At 65.5% G+C, this 18328-nt stretch carries 20 protein-coding genes; 14 read left to right on the forward strand and 6 right to left on the reverse strand.

The features are described from left to right. A partial coding sequence (locus tag LWH48_RS15205; protein WP_232913206.1) for a hypothetical protein occupies window positions 1-698 on the reverse strand: 698 nt, incomplete at its 3' end. Window position 699: 1 nt separating this feature from the next. Further along, window positions 700-1227: a hypothetical protein gene (locus LWH48_RS15210; protein WP_232913207.1), complete on the reverse strand. Its 528-nt coding sequence runs from the start codon at window positions 1225-1227 to the stop codon at window positions 700-702. Between the two features lie 668 nt (window positions 1228-1895). On the opposite strand from LWH48_RS15210, the gene LWH48_RS15215 reads away from it, so the two are divergent. The 3 genes from LWH48_RS15215 (at window position 1896) to LWH48_RS15225 (ending at window position 8085) form a co-directional block, all read left to right on the forward strand. Continuing rightward, window positions 1896-4469 carry a sensor domain-containing phosphodiesterase gene (locus LWH48_RS15215; RefSeq protein ID WP_232913208.1) on the forward strand — a complete coding sequence of 858 codons (2574 nt, stop codon included), beginning with the start codon at window positions 1896-1898 and terminating at the stop codon, window positions 4467-4469. A gap of 31 nt (window positions 4470-4500) precedes the next feature. Continuing rightward, window positions 4501-6498, forward strand: coding sequence for a sensor domain-containing diguanylate cyclase (locus tag LWH48_RS15220; protein WP_232913209.1), 1998 nt, complete (start codon window positions 4501-4503; stop codon window positions 6496-6498). Window positions 6499-7137: 639 nt separating this feature from the next. Beyond that, window positions 7138-8085 carry a tetratricopeptide repeat protein gene (locus LWH48_RS15225; protein ID WP_232913210.1) on the forward strand — a complete coding sequence of 316 codons (948 nt, stop codon included), beginning with the start codon at window positions 7138-7140 and terminating at the stop codon, window positions 8083-8085. Here LWH48_RS15225 and LWH48_RS15230 read toward each other — a convergent pair. Further along, window positions 8079-9242 carry a MalY/PatB family protein gene (locus LWH48_RS15230; RefSeq protein ID WP_232913211.1) on the reverse strand — a complete coding sequence of 388 codons (1164 nt, stop codon included), beginning with the start codon at window positions 9240-9242 and terminating at the stop codon, window positions 8079-8081. The genes LWH48_RS15225 and LWH48_RS15230 overlap by 7 nt on opposite strands. Window positions 9243-9288: 46 nt before the next feature. Between LWH48_RS15230 and LWH48_RS15235 the strand changes: the two genes are divergently transcribed. The 8 genes from LWH48_RS15235 to LWH48_RS15265 all read left to right on the forward strand — a co-directional run bounded on the left by LWH48_RS15235 (window position 9289) and on the right by LWH48_RS15265 (window position 13321). Continuing rightward, on the forward strand, window positions 9289-9723 hold the full coding sequence (locus tag LWH48_RS15235; protein ID WP_232913232.1) for a hypothetical protein: 435 nt from the start codon (window positions 9289-9291) through the stop codon (window positions 9721-9723). Between the two features lie 114 nt (window positions 9724-9837). Further along, a complete protein-coding gene (locus LWH48_RS15240) occupies window positions 9838-10650 on the forward strand; it encodes a hypothetical protein (protein WP_232913212.1) in 813 nt (270 codons plus the stop codon). Between the two features lie 60 nt (window positions 10651-10710). Further along, complete coding sequence (locus tag LWH48_RS15245) at window positions 10711-11118, forward strand: acyl-CoA thioesterase (RefSeq protein ID WP_232913213.1); 408 nt, start codon at window positions 10711-10713, stop codon at window positions 11116-11118. Beyond that, entirely contained in the window at window positions 11115-11585 is a 471-nt protein-coding gene (gene ybaK, locus LWH48_RS15250) for a Cys-tRNA(Pro) deacylase (protein ID WP_232913214.1), read from the forward strand. The genes LWH48_RS15245 and ybaK overlap by 4 nt, the downstream gene beginning before the upstream one ends. Window positions 11586-11656: 71 nt before the next feature. Further along, window positions 11657-11974, forward strand: a complete 318-nt coding sequence (locus LWH48_RS15255) for a hypothetical protein (RefSeq protein ID WP_161429986.1) — start codon at window positions 11657-11659, stop codon at window positions 11972-11974. After that, on the forward strand, window positions 11955-12476 hold the full coding sequence (locus LWH48_RS15260; RefSeq protein WP_232913215.1) for a DUF501 domain-containing protein: 522 nt from the start codon (window positions 11955-11957) through the stop codon (window positions 12474-12476). Before LWH48_RS15255 ends, LWH48_RS15260 begins: the two co-directional genes overlap by 20 nt. 57 nt (window positions 12477-12533) lie before the next feature. Then, on the forward strand, window positions 12534-12656 hold the full coding sequence (locus LWH48_RS18315; RefSeq protein WP_269816236.1) for a hypothetical protein: 123 nt from the start codon (window positions 12534-12536) through the stop codon (window positions 12654-12656). A 116-nt stretch (window positions 12657-12772) separates the two neighbouring features. Continuing rightward, a complete protein-coding gene (locus tag LWH48_RS15265) occupies window positions 12773-13321 on the forward strand; it encodes a TIGR00730 family Rossman fold protein (RefSeq protein WP_232913216.1) in 549 nt (182 codons plus the stop codon). A 1-nt stretch (window position 13322) separates the two neighbouring features. Here the strand turns inward: LWH48_RS15265 and LWH48_RS15270 are convergent, their stop codons facing one another. Further along, window positions 13323-13823 (reverse strand): 3'-5' exonuclease, encoded by a 501-nt coding sequence (locus tag LWH48_RS15270; protein ID WP_232913217.1) that lies wholly within the window; start codon window positions 13821-13823, stop codon window positions 13323-13325. 63 nt (window positions 13824-13886) lie between these two features. Further along, window positions 13887-14402: a tetratricopeptide repeat protein gene (locus tag LWH48_RS15275; protein WP_161429982.1), complete on the reverse strand. Its 516-nt coding sequence runs from the start codon at window positions 14400-14402 to the stop codon at window positions 13887-13889. Window positions 14403-14610: 208 nt separating this feature from the next. Here LWH48_RS15275 and LWH48_RS15280 point away from each other — a divergent pair, with 208 nt between their 5' ends. Next, window positions 14611-15642, forward strand: a complete 1032-nt coding sequence (locus LWH48_RS15280) for an NADP(H)-dependent aldo-keto reductase (RefSeq protein ID WP_232913218.1) — start codon at window positions 14611-14613, stop codon at window positions 15640-15642. A gap of 98 nt (window positions 15643-15740) precedes the next feature. Continuing rightward, on the forward strand, window positions 15741-16520 hold the full coding sequence (gene yaaA / locus LWH48_RS15285) for a peroxide stress protein YaaA (protein WP_232913219.1): 780 nt from the start codon (window positions 15741-15743) through the stop codon (window positions 16518-16520). A gap of 123 nt (window positions 16521-16643) precedes the next feature. On the opposite strand, the gene LWH48_RS15290 is transcribed toward yaaA, so the two are convergent. Next, the gene (locus tag LWH48_RS15290) at window positions 16644-17219 is read right to left on the reverse strand and encodes an isochorismatase family protein (protein ID WP_232913220.1); all 576 of its coding nucleotides are present in this window, start codon (window positions 17217-17219) and stop codon (window positions 16644-16646) included. A 162-nt stretch (window positions 17220-17381) separates the two neighbouring features. Here LWH48_RS15290 and LWH48_RS15295 point away from each other — a divergent pair, with 162 nt between their 5' ends. Continuing rightward, window positions 17382-18224, forward strand: a complete 843-nt coding sequence (locus tag LWH48_RS15295; protein ID WP_232913221.1) for a Tim44 domain-containing protein — start codon at window positions 17382-17384, stop codon at window positions 18222-18224. The last annotated feature ends 104 nt before the right edge of the window (window positions 18225-18328 follow it).

Consider the following 18328-nt stretch of genomic DNA (forward strand, 5'->3'; position numbering starts at 1 on the left):
CCGCCACCCCCGCCGCCGCCTTCCCGTGACTTGCCCTGGTAGACCAGTACCTTGCGTACCAGCAGCTCGACGCCCTCCACACCATGCCTGGGCTGTCCTGCCTCGAGCAGATGCTGGGCGTGGTAATCCGTGAGGGCCAACTCGGCCGCAACGGGATTCAAAAGGCCCATCGGCTGGTTGCCGTTGGCGACCGAACGGATGACGCGACACGCCGCGGTAATTTCCGAGCCAACCCCGCCGCCATGCCGCGCCCGTTGCAGCGCCGCACAGGCGAGGACCGCACCCGCATGCTGCCAGTAGACCGAGCTGTCGTGGCACTCATTATCGGGAAGGAGGATCAGCATCGCCCATTCGGGGTGCTCGTTGATGATGCCGCGCTGACGCCCTGTACGGCTCCACCAGGAATCAGGGCTGCCGGGCACCCTGCCGCCGGCAAGAACCGCCACGATTCGGTCCAGCACATCCTGATAAGCCAGGATTCCTGTCCGGCTCTCGCCCTTCGACGCCTCTCCCTGCAGGGAGTGCATGACTCCCGGCGTGTCACACAAAGCCCTCAGGGCTTTCTGCAGGTTGGACATGACCAGCTCGAGATGTGTCATATCCTCAGGCGGGCGCAGGAGCTCCAGCAGCGACGCCACCTCACTGCTGGAAACCTGGCTCAGCTCTGCCAGACGCTCGACATCCATCGAAATATTCATCTCAATCTCTCTCCACCAATCTCTCCAGCTCACTCCTGCGAGAGCGCTTGTGGCGTAGCTTTCTATGAGTAATCCCCATGATTCGCTTGAGGTTCCGGGAGGCGTATTCCCGTGGGAGCCGTATCTCAAACTCCTTCCGCAGGGCACGAGCCAGCTCGCTGAGCTGTCGATAGACCCGCTCTCTGGCGTCGTATGAGTCAGGGCAATGCATCAACGAATCCAGCACGAGATGGAATAAGGCGGTTCGAACCAGCTCGACCTCACTACCGGACACCCGATGGACGGCGACCTCATCACCTGGTTCCAGCGCAGCACGGATGACCTGAAAACTGCGGAATCCACTGACGACCTCATAGTGACGCTGCATCTGGCGAACACAGATCGGGTAGTGGAAGCCCAGCGCCGGGCAGGTGGCGTCCGCCAACCATTCGGAGACGGGAATGCGATTGGCCATCGCCAGGGTGGCCTCATGAATTCTGCCTAGCGCCCCTTCAGGCACGTGGATTCTGGTCAGTGGCACGTTCTCCATGCACAGGCCTCATGCAGCATGATGTCTGGCCCATGCTACCAACCCTGACACCCATTTTTGTGAGAAATGGCAAAGATTTTCCCAAATATCTGAACATCATATTTATCTAAAAAGCCATTTTTATTGCTATCTGTTTTTATAAATAGATAGCAATTACCATCAAAACAATACCCTCCACACACTGCAGTACAGAAATCATACAGGCGACACATGTTGTTGATTTTTTGCAAAATAAAGTCATTAAACACACCTCATGCCTCACTTCTAAGGGGTCAACATCCCATCCATAAAGAAGAAAATTGCATGAAAATTTCACCATGATTCTGCACGTATAACCGAAGAAAAAAGCCTCCTTACCCCCTCCTTCCCGGCCGCCACTGACAGGGCAGATCACCAGCATGGGCGCTCAGAATGGCGCCACCTGAGGTGTAAGAAGAATGCCTTAGGAGCACGTGATGGCAGAGGCGGGAACGAAGAAGGGAGGTGCGGTGGTGGCAGCCAATCACTACCTGGCCGATAAACTGAACGTCCACGATGAGCGCGGCTGACTACAGCGCCTTGATGGGCGCCGGAACAAAGAAAGGCACAGGCTTGGCAAATCATCGCCAAATTGTGCTAAAGGTGGGCGATAATCACCTCGAAGGCCGGCTGGTGACAGGGAGTGTCGCGTGCAAGACGAGTTTTCGCTGCTGGAAGCCCAGCAGCTTATCCATGAGCTGATCGCTCAGCGGGCTCCGCTGGAGCGTACCCTGGACGCCATCGCGAACTGGCTGAACATGGTGCTGCCCGACGCCACCGTGGCCTTCATGCGCTATGAGCCCAGGCGCTGCACCCTCAGCCTGCTACCCAGCCATCGCTTCTCGACGCTCTACACCCAGCGCCTGCAGGACGTGCCGGTGGCCCCCGGGGTCGCATCCTTCGGCACGGCCGCCTTCGAGCGACGCCTGGTGGTAAGCGAGAACATTGCCACCGATCCACGCTGGGAGGCACTGCGAGAGGCGGCCTTGGCAGAAGGCTTGCGGTCCTGCTGGTCCAGTCCGGTGATGACCACCGATGGAGCCTTGCTGGGCACCTTCGGGACCTACTACCCGACACCTCGCAAGCCCACTCAGGAAGGCCGCCGTTGGCTGCAGCGGGCGTCGGCGATGATCGCCCTGGCAATGCTGCGTGACAACGACATCCGTGAGCACCGCTCACTGTCCGAGTGGCACCGCTCGCTGTTCGTCAATCATCCCGATGGGGTGTACGAGTTTGATCTGGAGGGATACATCCAGCGCTGCAATGCCGCGTTCGAGCGCATCACCGGCTATCCCGAGGCCGAGCTGATCGGGCGGCATTACAATGAACTGGTCGACCCGGCCTATCGCCAACTTACTCAGGAAGGCTTCGCTACTGCCCGCCGTGGCGATGCGGTCACCTACGAAACCCGCGGAACCCACGCCGAGCAGTTCGTCTATGACCTCGAGGTGACGAACTTCCCCGTCACCATCGATGGCGACATTGCCGGAGTGTATGGCGTATGCCGTGATATCACCGAGCGAAAGCGCCAGACCGAGGATCTGCGGTTGCTCAAGCGCGGCTTTGATGCCAGCCCCAACGGCATGCTGATGGTGGATGCCCGACAGCCGGATATGCCTATCGTATTCGTCAACCCGGCGTTCACCATCATGACGGGGTATCCCACTGAAGAGATCATGGGCAAGAACTGCCGCTTCCTGCAGGGCCCCGAGACCGACCCCACGGCAATCGCGGAGATACGTGCCGGGATCGCTGAACAACGTGATGTCGAGGTGACCCTGCGCAACTACCGCCGCGACGGTACGCCCTTCTGGAACCACCTGATCGTCAGCCCGGTATTCGATGAGGAAGATCGCTGTACCCACTTCATCGGTATCCAGCAGGACATCACCCGCCAGAAGGAGCAGGATGCGCAGATTGCCTACCAGGCGACGCACGACCTGCTGACCGGACTGCCCAACCGCACCAGTTTCACGAATCGCCTGGAGGCGTCGTTTCATCAGTGCCAGCAGCAGCAAAGCGTGATGGCCGTGATGTACCTCGACCTGGATGGCTTCAAGCCGATCAACGAGGGCCTGGGCCACCATGTGGGCAACCAGGTGCTGGTGGCCGTGACTCAGCGGCTGAAGGCACTGCTGGGTGACAACGACTCGCTGTCACGCCTGGTGGGGGACGAATTCGGCATCCTGTTGCTGGATTACGACAATAGCGCCGTCGTCAAGGCGCTGGCCAAGCGTATGCTGGACGCCCTTGCCCGACCGTTCGAGGTCGACGGCCAACTGGTGCAGCTGAGTGTCAGCATCGGCATTGCCTGTAACTGCCTCAGTCCGGAGCAGCCCCATGAGCTGATGCAGCATGCCGACCTCGCCCTGCAGCAGGCCAAGCGCCAGGGTCGCAATACCTGGCAGTGGTATCGTGGCCGGCGGGTGGAGAGCACTCGGCACAGTGTGCTGATGCGCCACGACCTGCATGCCGCGCTGAAGGAGGACCAGTTCGAGCTGCACTACCAGCCTCTGGTAGACGCGGCCAGCGGGCGGATTCGCAGTGTGGAGGCCTTGGTGCGCTGGCATCACCCCAGCCGTGGCATGGTCTCGCCGGGTGAGTTCATTCCGCTGGCGGAGCATACCGGACAGATCATCCCGTTGGGACGCTGGGTGCTGCGCCAGGCCTGCCAGGAGATGGCCGAACTTCAGGCACGTGATGGGAGATCACTCCCCGTCGCGGTGAATATCTCCTCCCTGCAGTTTCACCGCGACGGCTTCCTGGATGAGGTTCGTCACATCCTCGCCACCACCGGCCTGCCACCCGAGCTGCTGGAACTGGAGGTGACCGAAAGCGTACTGCTGGATGGTGCCGAGCCGGTGATCGAGCTGATGGAAACACTCAAGGCCATGGGCGTGCGTGTGGCGCTGGATGACTTCGGCACCGGATTCTCCAGCCTCAGCTACCTGCGTGACCTGCCCACCCACAAGGTCAAGCTCGACCGCAGCTTCGTGCAGAAGACCCTGACGGACCGACGCACCGCGGCCATCGTGCAGGGTGTCATCACCATGGCCCACCATATGGACATGGAGGTGGTGGCGGAAGGGATCGAGACACCGGAAGAGCAGGAGGACATGGTGCGCCGCGAGTGCGACCTGCTCCAGGGTTTTCTGTTTGCCCGCCCCCTGCCGCTGGCGGCCTTGCGGCAGCTGCCCGACTGCTTGCCAGAGCCACGTTCTTGATGACTTTCCCGGCAACTATGCTGACTGCCTCATGGGCATACCATTGAACATCAACACGCTCTGGACACGCCTGACGATCGCCACGCTACTTCCGGTGGCCTTGGTCAGCATGACCCTGTACCCGATTTTTGCCTCTCACCTCGAGGAGCGGATCGACAGTAGCCGCCAGGCGGCCGAAGCGTTCCTCGACTCCGAGTACGAAATGCTGCTCAGGAGCATGAACGAAAGCTTCAATCAGGTGCTGGCCACCTCGGAACTCCCGCTGCTGCGGCATTTTTTGGTCAGACGAACCACCCCCAGAGCTCCGGAATGGAGTCCCGCCGCAGAGCGAGACTGGCATCAGATGGAAGCACTATTCGAAACGTTGATGACCCATTACGGTCGCTACACGCGATTGGCGGTGGTCGACACTCGCGGGTTCGAGTGGGTCGCCACTACGGCGCTGCCAACCCTGCCACGACCGCCGGTAGTGGCACACGGGGCCACGACGACCTACCAGGAGGCCATGCGGCTAAAATCGCGTGACCTGTATGTCTCTCCCCCGCGCCTGGGAGCCTCCGGGGACAGTGATGCCCCGGTAACCACAGTCATCGACATCGCCACACCGATCTTCGATGACCGCGGGCAACGCCTCGGTGTGCTGCTGTTCACTCTCGACTGGTCGCAAATCACCGCCAACCTGCCGCATGCCAGGGAGGCGGGCCGCGGTGAAGTGCTACTGGTAGATGCCCAGGGCAGATGGCTGCTACCCGGCGAAGAGGGTCGGGAAGATCAGTTCGGGGACTCGATTGGCAACCGAAGGCCAGGCATCTGGGCGGCCATGTCGGCACGCAACCAGGGCATGGTCATGCTGAACGATCATCTGCTCGGGTTTCGCAGCCATGACATTCGCACCCAGCACTACCGCAGCCAGGCCGGCATGATCGTGAGTCAGCCTGAGTCCCAGCCCTGGCGCCTCGGCATTCTGATACCCAAACCCAGCCTGGTGGGGCTTCTGAAGCAGAACCCCATACAACAGCTGGCTATCGCACTGGTCTATCTGTTGTCGGTGGCATTCGGTGTGTTCTGGGTGCTGAGCAACCATCGCCTGCGCGGCCTGCGACAGCGTGCCCTGCAGTTCTCACGCGAGGCCCGTCAGTACGCCGGCGAGGTACAGGATCTCTACGAGCACGCCCCCTGTGGCTACCACTCCCTCGACGGCGATGGCCGGGTGGTCAAGATCAACCGTACCGAGCTCGACTGGCTGGGCTATCGCGCCGATGAGGTGATCGACAAGCTTCACTATCGTGATTTCGTCACACCCGAGACCCGTGCGGCCTTCGACGCCGCCTTCCATCAAGTGCTGGGGGAGGGGCAAGAGGGAAGCGCCGAGTGCGAGCTGCTGTGTCGTGATGGCAGCCGACTGCCGGTAGCGATCCAGGCCACCGCTCAAGTGACCGAGGACGGCTTCCAGTACTCACGCGCCACGGTGTTCGACCTGAGCGAGCGCAAGGCGCTGGAGGCACGGCTTGAGAAGCAGGCTCTCACCGACCCCCTCACCGGCCTGGGTAATCGCCGTTATCTGGAAAACCAGGCGGCCATGGAGATTGCGCGTGCCGAGCGCAGCGCGACGCCGCTGACGCTGATTGCCATCGACCTCGATCACTTCAAGCGCATCAACGATACCTACGGCCACGATGTGGGCGATCTGGTGTTGCAAGCCTTTGCCGACCTGGCCCGCCGGGTGCTGCGCGACGGCGACGTGCTGTGCCGCATGGGCGGCGAAGAGTTCGCTGTGCTACTGCCCGACACCAACCGCGAGCAGGCCCTGCAGATCGCAGAGCGCCTGCGTAAGACGGTTACCACCACACCAGCCAGGGTTGGGCTTGATTCGACAGCGGACGGGACATTGTCGTATTCAGCATCCTTGGGTGTCTCGCTGGTCAAGGCCGGTGAAGCCTCATTGAAACCGGCGGTCAAGCGTGCCGACCAGGGACTCTACGCCGCAAAGCAGGCGGGGCGTAACCGGGTGCATTGGGAGGAGGCGTGATGCACGAGAGTCGTAAACCCCCACTGGAGTTGGGGGGACGCTGATCTGTGAGGAAGGGATATCAGATTATGCATCAGCTATACCTAATTTAGGTATAGTCGTATCATAAATCACTGATGTAAAGAGGCGCCATACGGTCAAAAATGCGGCAAAACCCGCCTCTCATTTTGTGACAACACCGATGGGGGTAAAGTGATGTCGATGGAGGTAACCCCCGCGTAGGATTTACCCCACAAACCCTACAACCACGGGGCTTGGCGTGATATTGTGACAATCAACACAGGTTAGCGACAGCCTTGAAGATCCGGCTCATAACCCGAAGGTCATCGGTTCAAATCCGGTCCCCGCTACCAAATATCGAAGAAAGCCGATTCCTCCGGGAGTCGGCTTTTTTCTTGCTCATACCCCGAAGGCCATCGGTTCCCTCTCGTTTCAGAACCAGCGGTCCCCGCTACCAAATATCGAAGAAAGCCGATTCCTCCGGGAGTCGGCTTTTTTCTTGCTCATACCCCGAAGGCCATCGGTTCCCTCTCGTTTCAGAACCGCGATCCGAACTGCCCGAGCCTGCCCCCCCCTTGAATCCGCCCGCCTTCACCCGCATCTCGTAGGCAAATCCATTCGTTTTCGGGAAGCCCAACCATGTCCATCGTCGATCCGCGTACCGGTGAACCGCTCACCGCCGACACCAGTGCCCCGCAGGAGGCTCAGTCGCAACCTGCCCAGGCCGAGGCGGGCGAGGCCCCCGAGGTCATCATCGACGTCGACGCCAGCAACATCCAGCAGGTGCTGGAGCTCTCCATGCAGGTGCCGGTACTGCTCGACTGCTGGGCCCCCTGGTGCGGTCCCTGCAAGAACCTGATGCCGGTACTGGAAAAGCTGGCCCGCGAATACCAGGGCGCCTTCCTCCTGGCCAAGCTCAACATCGACGAGAACCAGGAGATCGCCGCCCAGCTGGGCGTGCGCTCGGTGCCCGACGTCAAGCTGGTCAGCCAGGGCGGCCTGGTCGACCACTTCCAGGGCGCGCTGCCTGAGAAGGAGATCCGCGAGTGGCTGGGCCGTTACTTCCCTGCACCGGAAGATGCCCCGGCGAGCCCCGAGGACCAGGCCGCCGAGGCGCTGGCTGCCGGGGATGCCGCTACCGCCCGAGCCATCTATCAGGAACTCAGCCAGCAATACCCGGACCACACGCCCTACCAGGTGGAGCTGGCCCGCACCCTGGTGGCCGAGGGGCGCGGCGAGGAGGCTCGCAGCGTGCTCGACAACCTGCCGCCGGAGGAGCGCGATGCCGCCCCGGCCCGCGGGGTGCGCGCCAGCATCGAGTTCGGCGAGGAGGCCCCCTCCGCCGAGGAGCTGGCCGCCCTGGGCGAGCGTGACGACAGCGAGGCGCAGTACCTGCGTGCGATGCGCCGGGTCGCCGACGGCGACTATGAGCCAGGCCTCGAGGGGCTGCTGGCGCTGATGAAGGCCGACCGCGCCTATGGCGATGACGCCGCACGCAAGACCCTGCTGCGGGTCTTCGATGCCCTGGGCGCCGACCACCCGCTGACGGTCAGCTACCGCCGCAAGCTGTTCGCCATGCTCTACTGAGCCAGCACCCCATCCAGCCGCGACAGGGCTTCTTCCAGCTGGGTGGCGGTGGTGCCGAAGTTGAGCCGGGCAAAGCCGGGGTGGCCGAAGTCGGCGCCATCGGAGAGCGCCACCCCGGCGCGCTCCAGCAGCGTTTGCTGGGGTGACTCGCCGAGCCCCGCCTCGCGCAGGTCGAGCCAGGCCAGGTAGGTGGATTCCGGGGCGCTCATGGACACCCCCGGCCAGCCCGCCACTCGCTCGACCAGGCTGCGGCGGTGGTCACGCAGCACCTCGAGCAGCACCTGTCGCCAGGGGTCCCCCTGAGCGTAGGCGGCCTCTGCGGCCACCAGCCCCAGCACGTTGCCATCCGGCGTCAGCCCCTTGGCCGCCGCTGCGAAGCGCCGTCGCAACCGGGGGTCGGGGATCACCGCGCAGGCGGTGGTAAGCCCGGCCAGATTGCAGGTCTTGGAGGGCGCCCACAGCGTGATGGTGCGCTCGGTCAGCGTCGGGAAGGCCGCCGCCAGCGGCACGTGGCGAGCGCCATCGTCAAGCAGCAGATCGCAGTGCAGCTCGTCGGAGACCACGAGAAGATCGTGGCGCTCTACCAACTCGGCCAGGCCGGCCAGCTCGTCGTGATCCCAGACCCGCCCGGTGGGATTGTGGGGGTGACACCACAGCAGCAGCCGGGTGCGCGGAGTGATCGCCGCCTCCAGGGCCTCGAGGTCGAGGCGCCAGGGCTGGCCCGGCGCCGCTGGCTCGCGCATGCTCGCCTGCTGAGGCGTGCGCCCGGTACGCTCGGCCACCTTGAGGAAGGGCGGGTAGATGGGCGTTACCGTCAGCACCCCATCACCGGGTTCCGTCAGCGCCATGCTGGCCAGGTGCAACGCCGGCACCACCCCGGGCAGCCACTGCTGCCACTCGGGGGCGATCTCCCAGCCGTAGTGCTCGCGGCTCCAGCTGCATAGCGTCTCACGCAGCGAATCGGGCACCAGGCCATAGCCGAAGACACCGTGGTCGACCCGGGCGCGCAGCGCCTCACGCACCGCCGGGGGCGAACCGAAGTCCATGTCGGCCACCCATAGCGGCAGTACCCCGTCACCGTAGCGATGCCACTTCTGTGATGGCCAGTTACCGGACGGGTGCCGACGCTCCACCGGCGTGGCAAAATCGTACGCCATGCGCTCACTCCTTTTCGACGGCCAGGAAAATCCCATGACCTCGACCATGCCCCAGGACGACTTCTATGCCAAGGTGCGCCGCGGCATGCCGCGACTGGTGGCGCAATGGCGTGAACTGGGCCAGGATGCCCCGCAACGCCTCGCCCTGCTGCTCGCCGAGACCGCCCGGGTGGTACGCATCGGCCAGCCGGAAGCGACCCCCGACGCCGCCACCCTGAAGGCCTGGAGCGAGGCGAAGAGTGGCGACGAGATCCCGCTGTGGGCCGCGCGAACCGCCACCTTCCTGCTGGTGCAGATGCCCGCCCGGCCCCAGCCCCGTGACAGCGACGAGGCCTGCGCCTGGGCCTACTGCTGGCTGCGCAACCGCGACTTCGACTCCCTGGAGGCAGCGACATCGGCGCTGCCGGCCCACCTGCGCGAGCCGTTGGCAGACGCCCTGCCCGCCGCCTGGCGCGACCGCCAGGGACTGCGACTGATCTAGCGTCTCAAGGCACGCTTCCTGGGCCTGAAGCTCGCGGGCCTGGTGGCCAGGCACTCGACGAAGGTGCGACAAGCTCCATGACAACAACCGCCTCACAAGGATAAGGAAAACAAGATGGAAGTTCCCCTGAGCTGGCAGCTGGCCAAGCTTGCGGTCTCGATCAGCATGGTGCTGGGCCTCGGCGCCATCGCCGTGCGTGTCAGTCCCCGCGTCGCCGGACTGCTGGCGGGTTATCCGCTGGGCACCGCCATCGCCCTGTTCTTCATCGGCCTGGAGCTATCGCCGGGCTTCGCCGCCGAGAGCGCCGTGCACACCCTGGCCGGCTTCACCGCCACCCTGGCATTGGGCGGCGGCTACCTGCTGGCCGGGCGCCGCCCCGGGCTACCCGGCGTAGCGGCCGGCACCGCCGCCGGGCTCGCCGCCTTCCTTGCGGTTAGCCTGGTGCTGACCCGGGTGGAGTTCGACCGCCTCACCGGCACCCTCACCACCCTGGCCGCCATTGCCCTGTTCACCTGGCTCTACCGCCGCGTACCGGACAGCGCGGCCCGCCCCGCCGGGCGCTTCTCCTGGGCTGCCCTGATGGTGCGCGCCCTGCTCGCCGCGGTGATCATCTTCGTGATCACCGGCCTGGCCCATGTGCTGCCGGCCGCCTGGGCCGGGGTGATGGCCGCCTTCCCGGTCACCATGTATCCCTTCCTGGTGATCCTCCACCTGACCCATGGCCCCGGCCCGGTGGCCACCGTGATCAAGCACTATCCAATGGGGCTCGGCGCGCTGCTCTGCTATGCGCTGTGCGTCTCCTTCGCCTACCCCACCCTGGGGCTGGCGCTGGGCACCCTGGCCGGCTTCGCCGTGGCCACCCTGTGGCTCGCCGCCTGGACCCGCCTCCAGGCCTGGCAGGGAGCAAGACGGGCCGCGAGGACTTGACCGAGCGCTTGCTCGGGGCAAAGCTATTCGTTCTGGAGACACCACAACAAGGATTCCCCCATGTTTACCCGCACCATCGAGCCCGCCTTCTACGACACCGATGCCCTGGGCCACGTCAACAATACCCGGCTGCCGGCCTGGTTCGAGCTGGCCCGCAACGACCTCTTCCGGCTGTTCACGCCGGACCTGGACCCGCGCAAGTGGCGGCTGATCATGGCCCGCATGGAGGTCGACTATCGCGCCGAGCTTCAGTATGGCCAGGAGATCGAGATCCGCACCTACGTCTCGCGGCTCGGTAACAGCTCCTTCACCGTCAGCCAGGAGGCGCGCCAGGGCGGCCAGCTCACCAACCTGGGGCACACCGTGATGGTGCACTTCGACCACGAGACCAAGCAGGCCATCCCCATCGAGGGCGAGCTGCGCGAGGCCCTGGAGGCGCACTTCCACGAGGAGCCCGCCGAGGCATGACTCCCGCCGTCAAGCAGCTGGAGAAGGCCGGGGTCGACTTCGCCCTGGCCGAATACGAGCACGATCCGCGCAGCCCCGCCTACGGCGAAGAGGCCGCCCGGACACTGGGCCTGTCGCCGGACGAGGTATTCAAGACGCTGCTGGCCAGGCTCGACGACGGCCGCCTGGCGGTGGCCATCGTGCCGGTATCGCGCAAGCTCGACCTCAAGGCCCTGGCGCGCGCCGCCGGCGCCCGCAAGGCGCAGATGGCCGAGGCCGAGGAGGCCCAGCGAGCCACCGGCTATGTGGTGGGCGGCATCAGCCCGCTGGGCCAGAAGCGCCGCCTGGCCACCTTCCTGGATGCCAGCGCCGAGGCCTTGGCGGCGATCCACGTCAGCGGCGGCCGCCGCGGCCTCGAGATCCGCCTGGCCCCGTCCGACCTGCTCCGGCTGACCGGCGCACGCCTGGCGACGCTGGTCCGCGACTGAGCCGACCGCCCGCTGCCGCTGTCCCACGAGAGACCGGGCAAGCCCGGGCCATGCACCCACAGGAGCCCGCCATGGCCATCCGCTACACCCTCTGGCTGGACCCGGAGGACACCCAGCGCCACCGCGCCATGGAGGCACAGCTGCTGCGCTACTTCATCGAGCGCTTCGCCGACTATCCCCATATCCGCTTGTTCGGCGCCGACCCCTACGATTATGATGCGCCGTTCAATCGACTCCATGACGTGCTGATGGCGCGGGCCGCGGAATACTGCGAGCGGGAGTGGTGCTACGTGCCCACCCCTGAGCAGCTCAATCGCGCCTTCTTCCTGGCCGTTGGCGAGTCCAACAAGTTTCTACGGGACCCCGACGATGGTGATCCAGACCGATAACCCACCAGACCCCAGCAAGCTGGCGATCATCACCGAGCAGCTCGGCCGCGCCCCCCGCGGCATCGAGGCCGTGGCCGCCACCGATGGCGAGGGCACTCCCCTGGTGCTGCGCATGGCGCCGATCGTCGATGGCAAGCCCTTCCCGACCCTCTACTGGCTGAGCTCCGAGCTCCTCAAGGTAGTGATCTCGCGCATCGAGGCCGACGGCGCCATCAAGCGACTCGAGGCCCGCCTGCAGGAAGAGCCCGAGCTGCTCGCCGCCTACCACGCCAGCCACCGCGACTATGTCGCCGCACGCTGGGGGCACATGAGCGAGACACAAAAGGCTGAGGTAATCCGGCTCGGCTATGATGGCGTGCTCACGGAGCGCGGTATCGGCGGCATCACCAACTGGGACCAGGTGCGCTGCCTGCACACCCAGTACGCCCACCACCTGTGCGGCGACAACGTCATCGGCCGCTGGATGGACGCCGAGTATGGCGTCGCCGACTGCCTGCCCTGAAGCACCCGGCGCACCCTCACCCCCCTGACCATAAGATGTTCAAAAAGGAGTCCCCCGATGTATGTCGATACCCATGTCATTGCCAGCCTCGCCCTGATCATCAGCATGCTTGGCATCTCCGTGGTTGGCGCCAAGCTGCTGCGTGAGGCCATGAAGCGCGACGCCGATGCCGCCCGCTGAAGCATAGCCACGTGGTCACGAGGGGCGCCTGATGGCGCCCCTCGTCGTTCTGCTTCCAGCTATTGCGGCAACACGCGGGGCACGCCAGGATGGGCGCTCTTGCCAAGGAGATGAGCATGTCGAGATTCTGCGTCTTTCTGGGCTCACGGGAGGGCCGTGACCCGCAGTACCTGGCCGACGCCCGACGACTGGGCGAGGCGCTGGCGCACCGTGGACACACCCTGGTCTATGGGGGCGCTCGCATCGGGATGATGGGCGCCCTGGCCGATGCCGCCCTGGAGGCCGACGGCGAGGTCATCGGGGTGATGCCCGACCACCTGGTGGAGCGTGAGCAGGCCCACCGCGGCCTGACCCGGCTGATCCATGTGCGCAACATGCACGAGCGCAAGGCCAGCATGGCGGCCCATGCCGACGCCTTCATCATGTTGCCCGGGGGGATCGGCACCCTGGAGGAGTTCTTCGAAGCCTGGACCTGGCACTATCTCGGGCTCCACGACAAGCCCATCGGCGTGCTCGACAGCGAGGGCTTCTACGCGCCGCTGCTGGCCTTTCTCGACAACACCGTGGAACAGGGCTTTCTCAACGCCCGCACCCGCGCCGAGCTGTTCGACGCCAGCGCCCCCCTCGACCTGCTGGACATGCTGGAAGCCCGCCTGGCGCGCTGAGTCAGGCCTCGCCGGCCAGTTCGCGAGTACGCTGGTAGGTGAGCTGCAGCAGCCGGGCATCCTCGCCGGCGCGATGCCGGTGGATGCCCAGCTCCTCGATCAGCGCCTCCTTGGTAGGCTTCCACAGCGCCAACTGCCCCTCATTGAGCAGCTTGCGCAGCGCCTCCAGGCGGAAGGCCGGCAGCATGCCGGCATGATGGAAGAGTAGCGACAACCAGGTATTGTCGTAGCCCCAGCTGTCGCTGTAGCAGATCTTCAACTCGCCGAGCTCGTCATTGAGCCACTGCGCCACCTGGCGCACCGGATACCCCTCGCGCTGCAGGCGTGCACGGCTGATGCCGTGAAGCAGTTCGGCCTTGGGATCCCAGTGGGTCCACTCAGGCAGGGGCTGGATCAGGAAGGCGCAGCTGCTGCCATCGGGGCGAGCCAGCCCCACCTCGATGGGGTAGCTGCCGCGCCCGAATCCGGACGCCTCGATATCGAGCAGGGTCGGTAGCGTCACGGCGGGCAGGGTCCTCGAGGCAGCCACGAAAGGAAGAGCGCCGCCGCAGCGGCACCTCGCAGGCTAGTGTCGCGTCTCGTCTTCCACGCTGTCCAGCGCCTCGCCGAATCCAGCGGCGCGGTCGGCCAGGCACTGCCAGTGGGCGGCACGTTCGGCATCCACCGCCAGACCCAGCTGGCCCTCACGATAGGCGCGCGCCAGGCGCTGGGCAGCCAGCGGATGGCCCGCCTCGCCGGCGCGGGCGTACCAGGTCACGGCGTGGTCGTCACGGCGCGGATAGAGGGCGCAGCCATTCTCGTAGATCTGCCCGGCCTGGTACTGGGCACGAGAGTCGCCAGCGTGGGCCGCCTCGAGCACATAGCGTGCACCGCGGGCCTTGTCCTGAGGTGACAGGCCGCGGTGGAACAGCATGTGCCCATAGGTGGAGAGCGCCGCCGGATGGCCGGCGTCGGCACAGCGCTGAAAGAGATGCATGGTCAGGCGCTGGGTACGCGGCGAACGAGGCAACCAGCGGGTATGGAAGAGCTGCTCCGCCAGGCGGTACTCGAGCCGTGTGAACAGTGATGATGCCTGTGTCATGGCCTTCCACCGAATCCTGTATCGCGAGAAAAAGACACCCGGCACCACCCTGTGCGCGGCGTCTGACATCTGGCCCACCCCGGTCCACGGGGCATAACGGGCGGCCAGCATACGCCCGCCCCCGCAGGGACTCAACCCCGGGCATTGCCGCCCCGTCAGTGCCTGGCTACCATGCCGACTCCATTTCCCGAACCGTGAGGACGCCAGGATGCAGACGCGACCGCTGGGCGATACCGGCATCGAGGTCAGCCGCCTCTGTCTGGGCACCATGACCTTTGGCGAACAGAACAGCGAGGCCGAGGCCCACGAGCAGCTCGAGCGCGCGGTTGCCTTCGGTATCAACTTCATCGACACCGCCGAGATGTACCCGGTGCCACCCAGAGCGGAGACCCAGGGCCGCACCGAGAGCTATATCGGCAGCTGGCTCAAGCGCCGCGGCAGCCGCGACGACGTGATCATCGCCACCAAGGCGGCCGGCCCCGGCCTCGAGCATATCCGTGGCGGCCCGCGGCTGACTCGCGCACACCTCCATCAGGCCATCGACGAGAGCCTTGAGCGCCTGCAGACCGACTACGTCGACCTCTACCAGCTGCACTGGCCAGAGCGGAAGGCCAACTTCTTCGGCAAGCTCGGTTACGTGCATGACCAGGAGGAGGACGCCACTCCGCTGGAGGAGACCCTGGCCGCGCTCAAGGAGCTGGTGGACGCCGGCAAGGTGCGCGCCATCGGGCTGTCCAACGACACCCCCTGGGGCGTGATGCGTGCCCTTCACCTGGCCGAGTCCCAGGGCCTGCCCCGGGTCGCCTCGGTGCAGAATCCCTACAACCTGCTCAACCGCAGCTTCGAGGTGGGCCTGGCCGAGATCGCCCATCGCGAGCGGGTGGGGCTGCTCGCCTACTCGCCGCTGGCCTTCGGCATGCTCTCCGGCAAGTACCTCGACGGCGCCCGCCCGGAAGGTGCCCGGCTGACGCTGTTCGAGCGCTTCCAGCGATACACCAATCCCCAGGCACAGGCCGCCACCGCCGAGTATGTGAGGATCGCCCAGGAGGCCGGCCTCGACCCCGCACAGATGGCGCTGGCCTTCGTCAACTCGCGCCCCTTCCTGACCAGCAACATCATCGGCGCCACCAGCATGGCGCAGCTGGAGAGCAACCTGGCCAGCGAGTCGCTGCGCCTCGACGATGAGGTGCTCGAGGCCATCGAGGACGTGCATCGGCGCTACTCCAATCCCGCCCCCTGAGGCCAACGCTCCGCCTGGCGACTATCACCGCGATAGCCCCTCGGGCGGGGCGCCCTTGGTATACTCGTCCGCGACCCCACCGGATTCAGGAGCGCCCCATGCTGAGCGTGATCTCGCCCGCCAAGACGCTGGACTTCGAGACCCCGGCCACCACGGCCCTGCACACCCAGCCGGACTTCCTCGACCAGAGCCGCGAGCTGATCGAGATCCTGCGCGACTATTCGCCCCAGCGGCTCTCCGAGCTGATGGGCATCAGCGACAAGCTGGCCGCCCTCAACGCCGCGCGCTACGGCGAGTGGCACACCCCCTTCACCCCGCAGAACGCCAAGCCCGCCGCCCAGGCCTTCCAGGGTGACGTCTACGTGGGTCTCGAGGCCGACACCTTCGACGACGGCGACAACGCCTTCGCCCAGGAGCACCTGCGCATCCTCTCCGGCCTCTACGGCCTGCTGCGCCCGCTGGACCTGATCCAGCCCTACCGTCTGGAGATGGGCACCCGGCTCGAGAACCCGGCGGGCAAGGACCTCTACGCCTTCTGGAAGGCGACCCTCACCGCCGAACTCGACCGCGCCGTCGCGGCCAGCGGCAGCCCGGTGCTGGTCAACCTCGCCTCCAATGAGTACTTCAAGGCGGTCGATACCAAGAAGCTCGAGGCGCGGGTGATCACCCCGGTGTTCAAGGACGAGAAGAACGGCAAGCTGAAGATCATCAGCTTCTACGCCAAGAAGGCCCGCGGCCTGATGGCGGCATGGATGATCCGCCAGCGCCTGGACGACCCGGAGGGCCTGAAGGAGTTCGACGTGGCCGGCTACGCCTACAACGCCGCCATGAGCGAGGGCGACACCCTGGTCTTCACCCGCCCCGAGGGTGCCGCCTGAGCCGGCAGGGGAGCCCCGATCGTCGTTGCTTCCCGCCATCGCCGATAAATCGGGCTCCCACGCTACCGGTGGGAGCGCAAATCCTGCGCGAAAGGAGGCCGAAAGCCTCCCAAGGCATCGCGGCTAGGCAAACACCAGCGGCCGTGAGGCGCGAGCCTTGAGGAAACGGCGGTGGGCCTGCTTGAAGCGCTCGTCGTCGCAGCGGTGCAGCCACTCGTAGGCCACCATGTCGGCGCTCACCGCCACCGCTCCCGCCTGCACCATGCGTTCCCGAGCCAGGTGCGCCTCCGCCGCGCGGCGGCTGGCGCAGGCCTCGGTCAGCCAGTAGACCTCGTAGCCCGCCTCAAGCAGTCCGAGCCCGGTCTGCATCACGCAGATATGTGCCTCGGTGCCGCACAGCACCACCTGGCGCCGGCCGCTTTCCGCAAGGGTGGCGGCGAACTCCGGGTTGGCGCAGGCGTCGAAGGTCAACTTCTGCCATAGCCGGTGCCCTGGCAGCGCCTCGAGCAGCCGCGGCTCGCTGCCGCCCAGCCCCTCGGGGTACTGCTCGGTGACCCACACCGGTACCTCGATGGACTCGGCCAGACCGCCCAGCCAGGCCGCCTCGTTCACCGCCTGGTCGCCGTGCTCGATCACCGGCAGCAGACCCGCCTGCAGATCAACGACCAGCAGCAGGCTCTCTTCTCGTTTCAGGCGCATGGCTCTCACTCCCTATTGTTGTCGGCACTACTGTTGTCGGCACTACTGTTGTCGGCACTACTGTTGTCGGCACTACGCTGTCGATTTTAGTGGAGGCCACCAGCATAGCCGCTAGAATGGCCTGACTCGACTCTTCCTCCCCCTGACCGAAGACGACACCCCATGACCACACGATTTACTCATACCTCGCTCTTCCGCCACCTGCTGATCATGCTGGTGGCGGGTTTATTCACTCTGGGCCCGGCCCTGCAGGACGCGGAGGCGCGTCGCCTGGGCGGCGGCAAGAGCTTCGGCACCCAGTCACGCAGCGTTCAGCAGCAGCCGGCCGCGACCCAGAACCAGGCCACCGGCACCCGCGCCACCCAGGGCCGCACGGGATCGCGCATGCCCGGCATGCTGGGCGGGATGCTGGCCGGCGGGTTGCTCGCCGCACTGTTCTTCGGTGGCGCCTTCGATGAACTGCGGCTGATGGATATCCTGGTGGTTGCCGGCATCGCCTTCCTGCTCTTCCGGCTGCTGGCACGCCGGCGGCCGGCCGTGGCGGGTGGCCCCGCGCCAAACGCCGATGAGACGCGCGGCGCAGCCACGGCCCAGTCCTTCCAGGCCAGTGCTGCTCCATCCGCTGGCGCCTTTGCCGGCGAACCCGAGTGGTTCGACCGGGAGCGCTTCCTGGGCGGTGCCAAGGAGCACTTCATGACCCTGCAGCGCGCCTGGGACAACAACGACTTCGCCGGCATTCAGGAGTACGTCACTCCGGAGCTCTACAATCTGCTGCGCGAGGAGCGCGCCCGCCAGCCGGCCAACAACCGCACCGAGGTGGTGCGCCTATTCGCCGAGCTGGGGATGGTCCAGGAGGTGGGGCAGCAGGCCGAGGCCACGGTGATCTTCCACGGCATCCTCGACGAGAACGGTGAGCACAGCGAGTTCAACGAGACCTGGCACCTGATGCGCGAGCTGCGCGATGGCGCCCCCTGGTACGTGCAGGGCATCGAACAGAACGGCTGACACCCGGCCGCCCAACCCGGGCGGCCGCATGACGCCGCCGCTGGCCGGGTGCTATGATCCACGATCAATAACGAACTCGTAGACACCAACAGCACAACGAGGAA

This window comes from Halomonas sp. G15 (assembly GCF_021282295.1).
GTDB lineage: Bacteria > Pseudomonadota > Gammaproteobacteria > Pseudomonadales > Halomonadaceae > Halomonas > Halomonas alimentaria.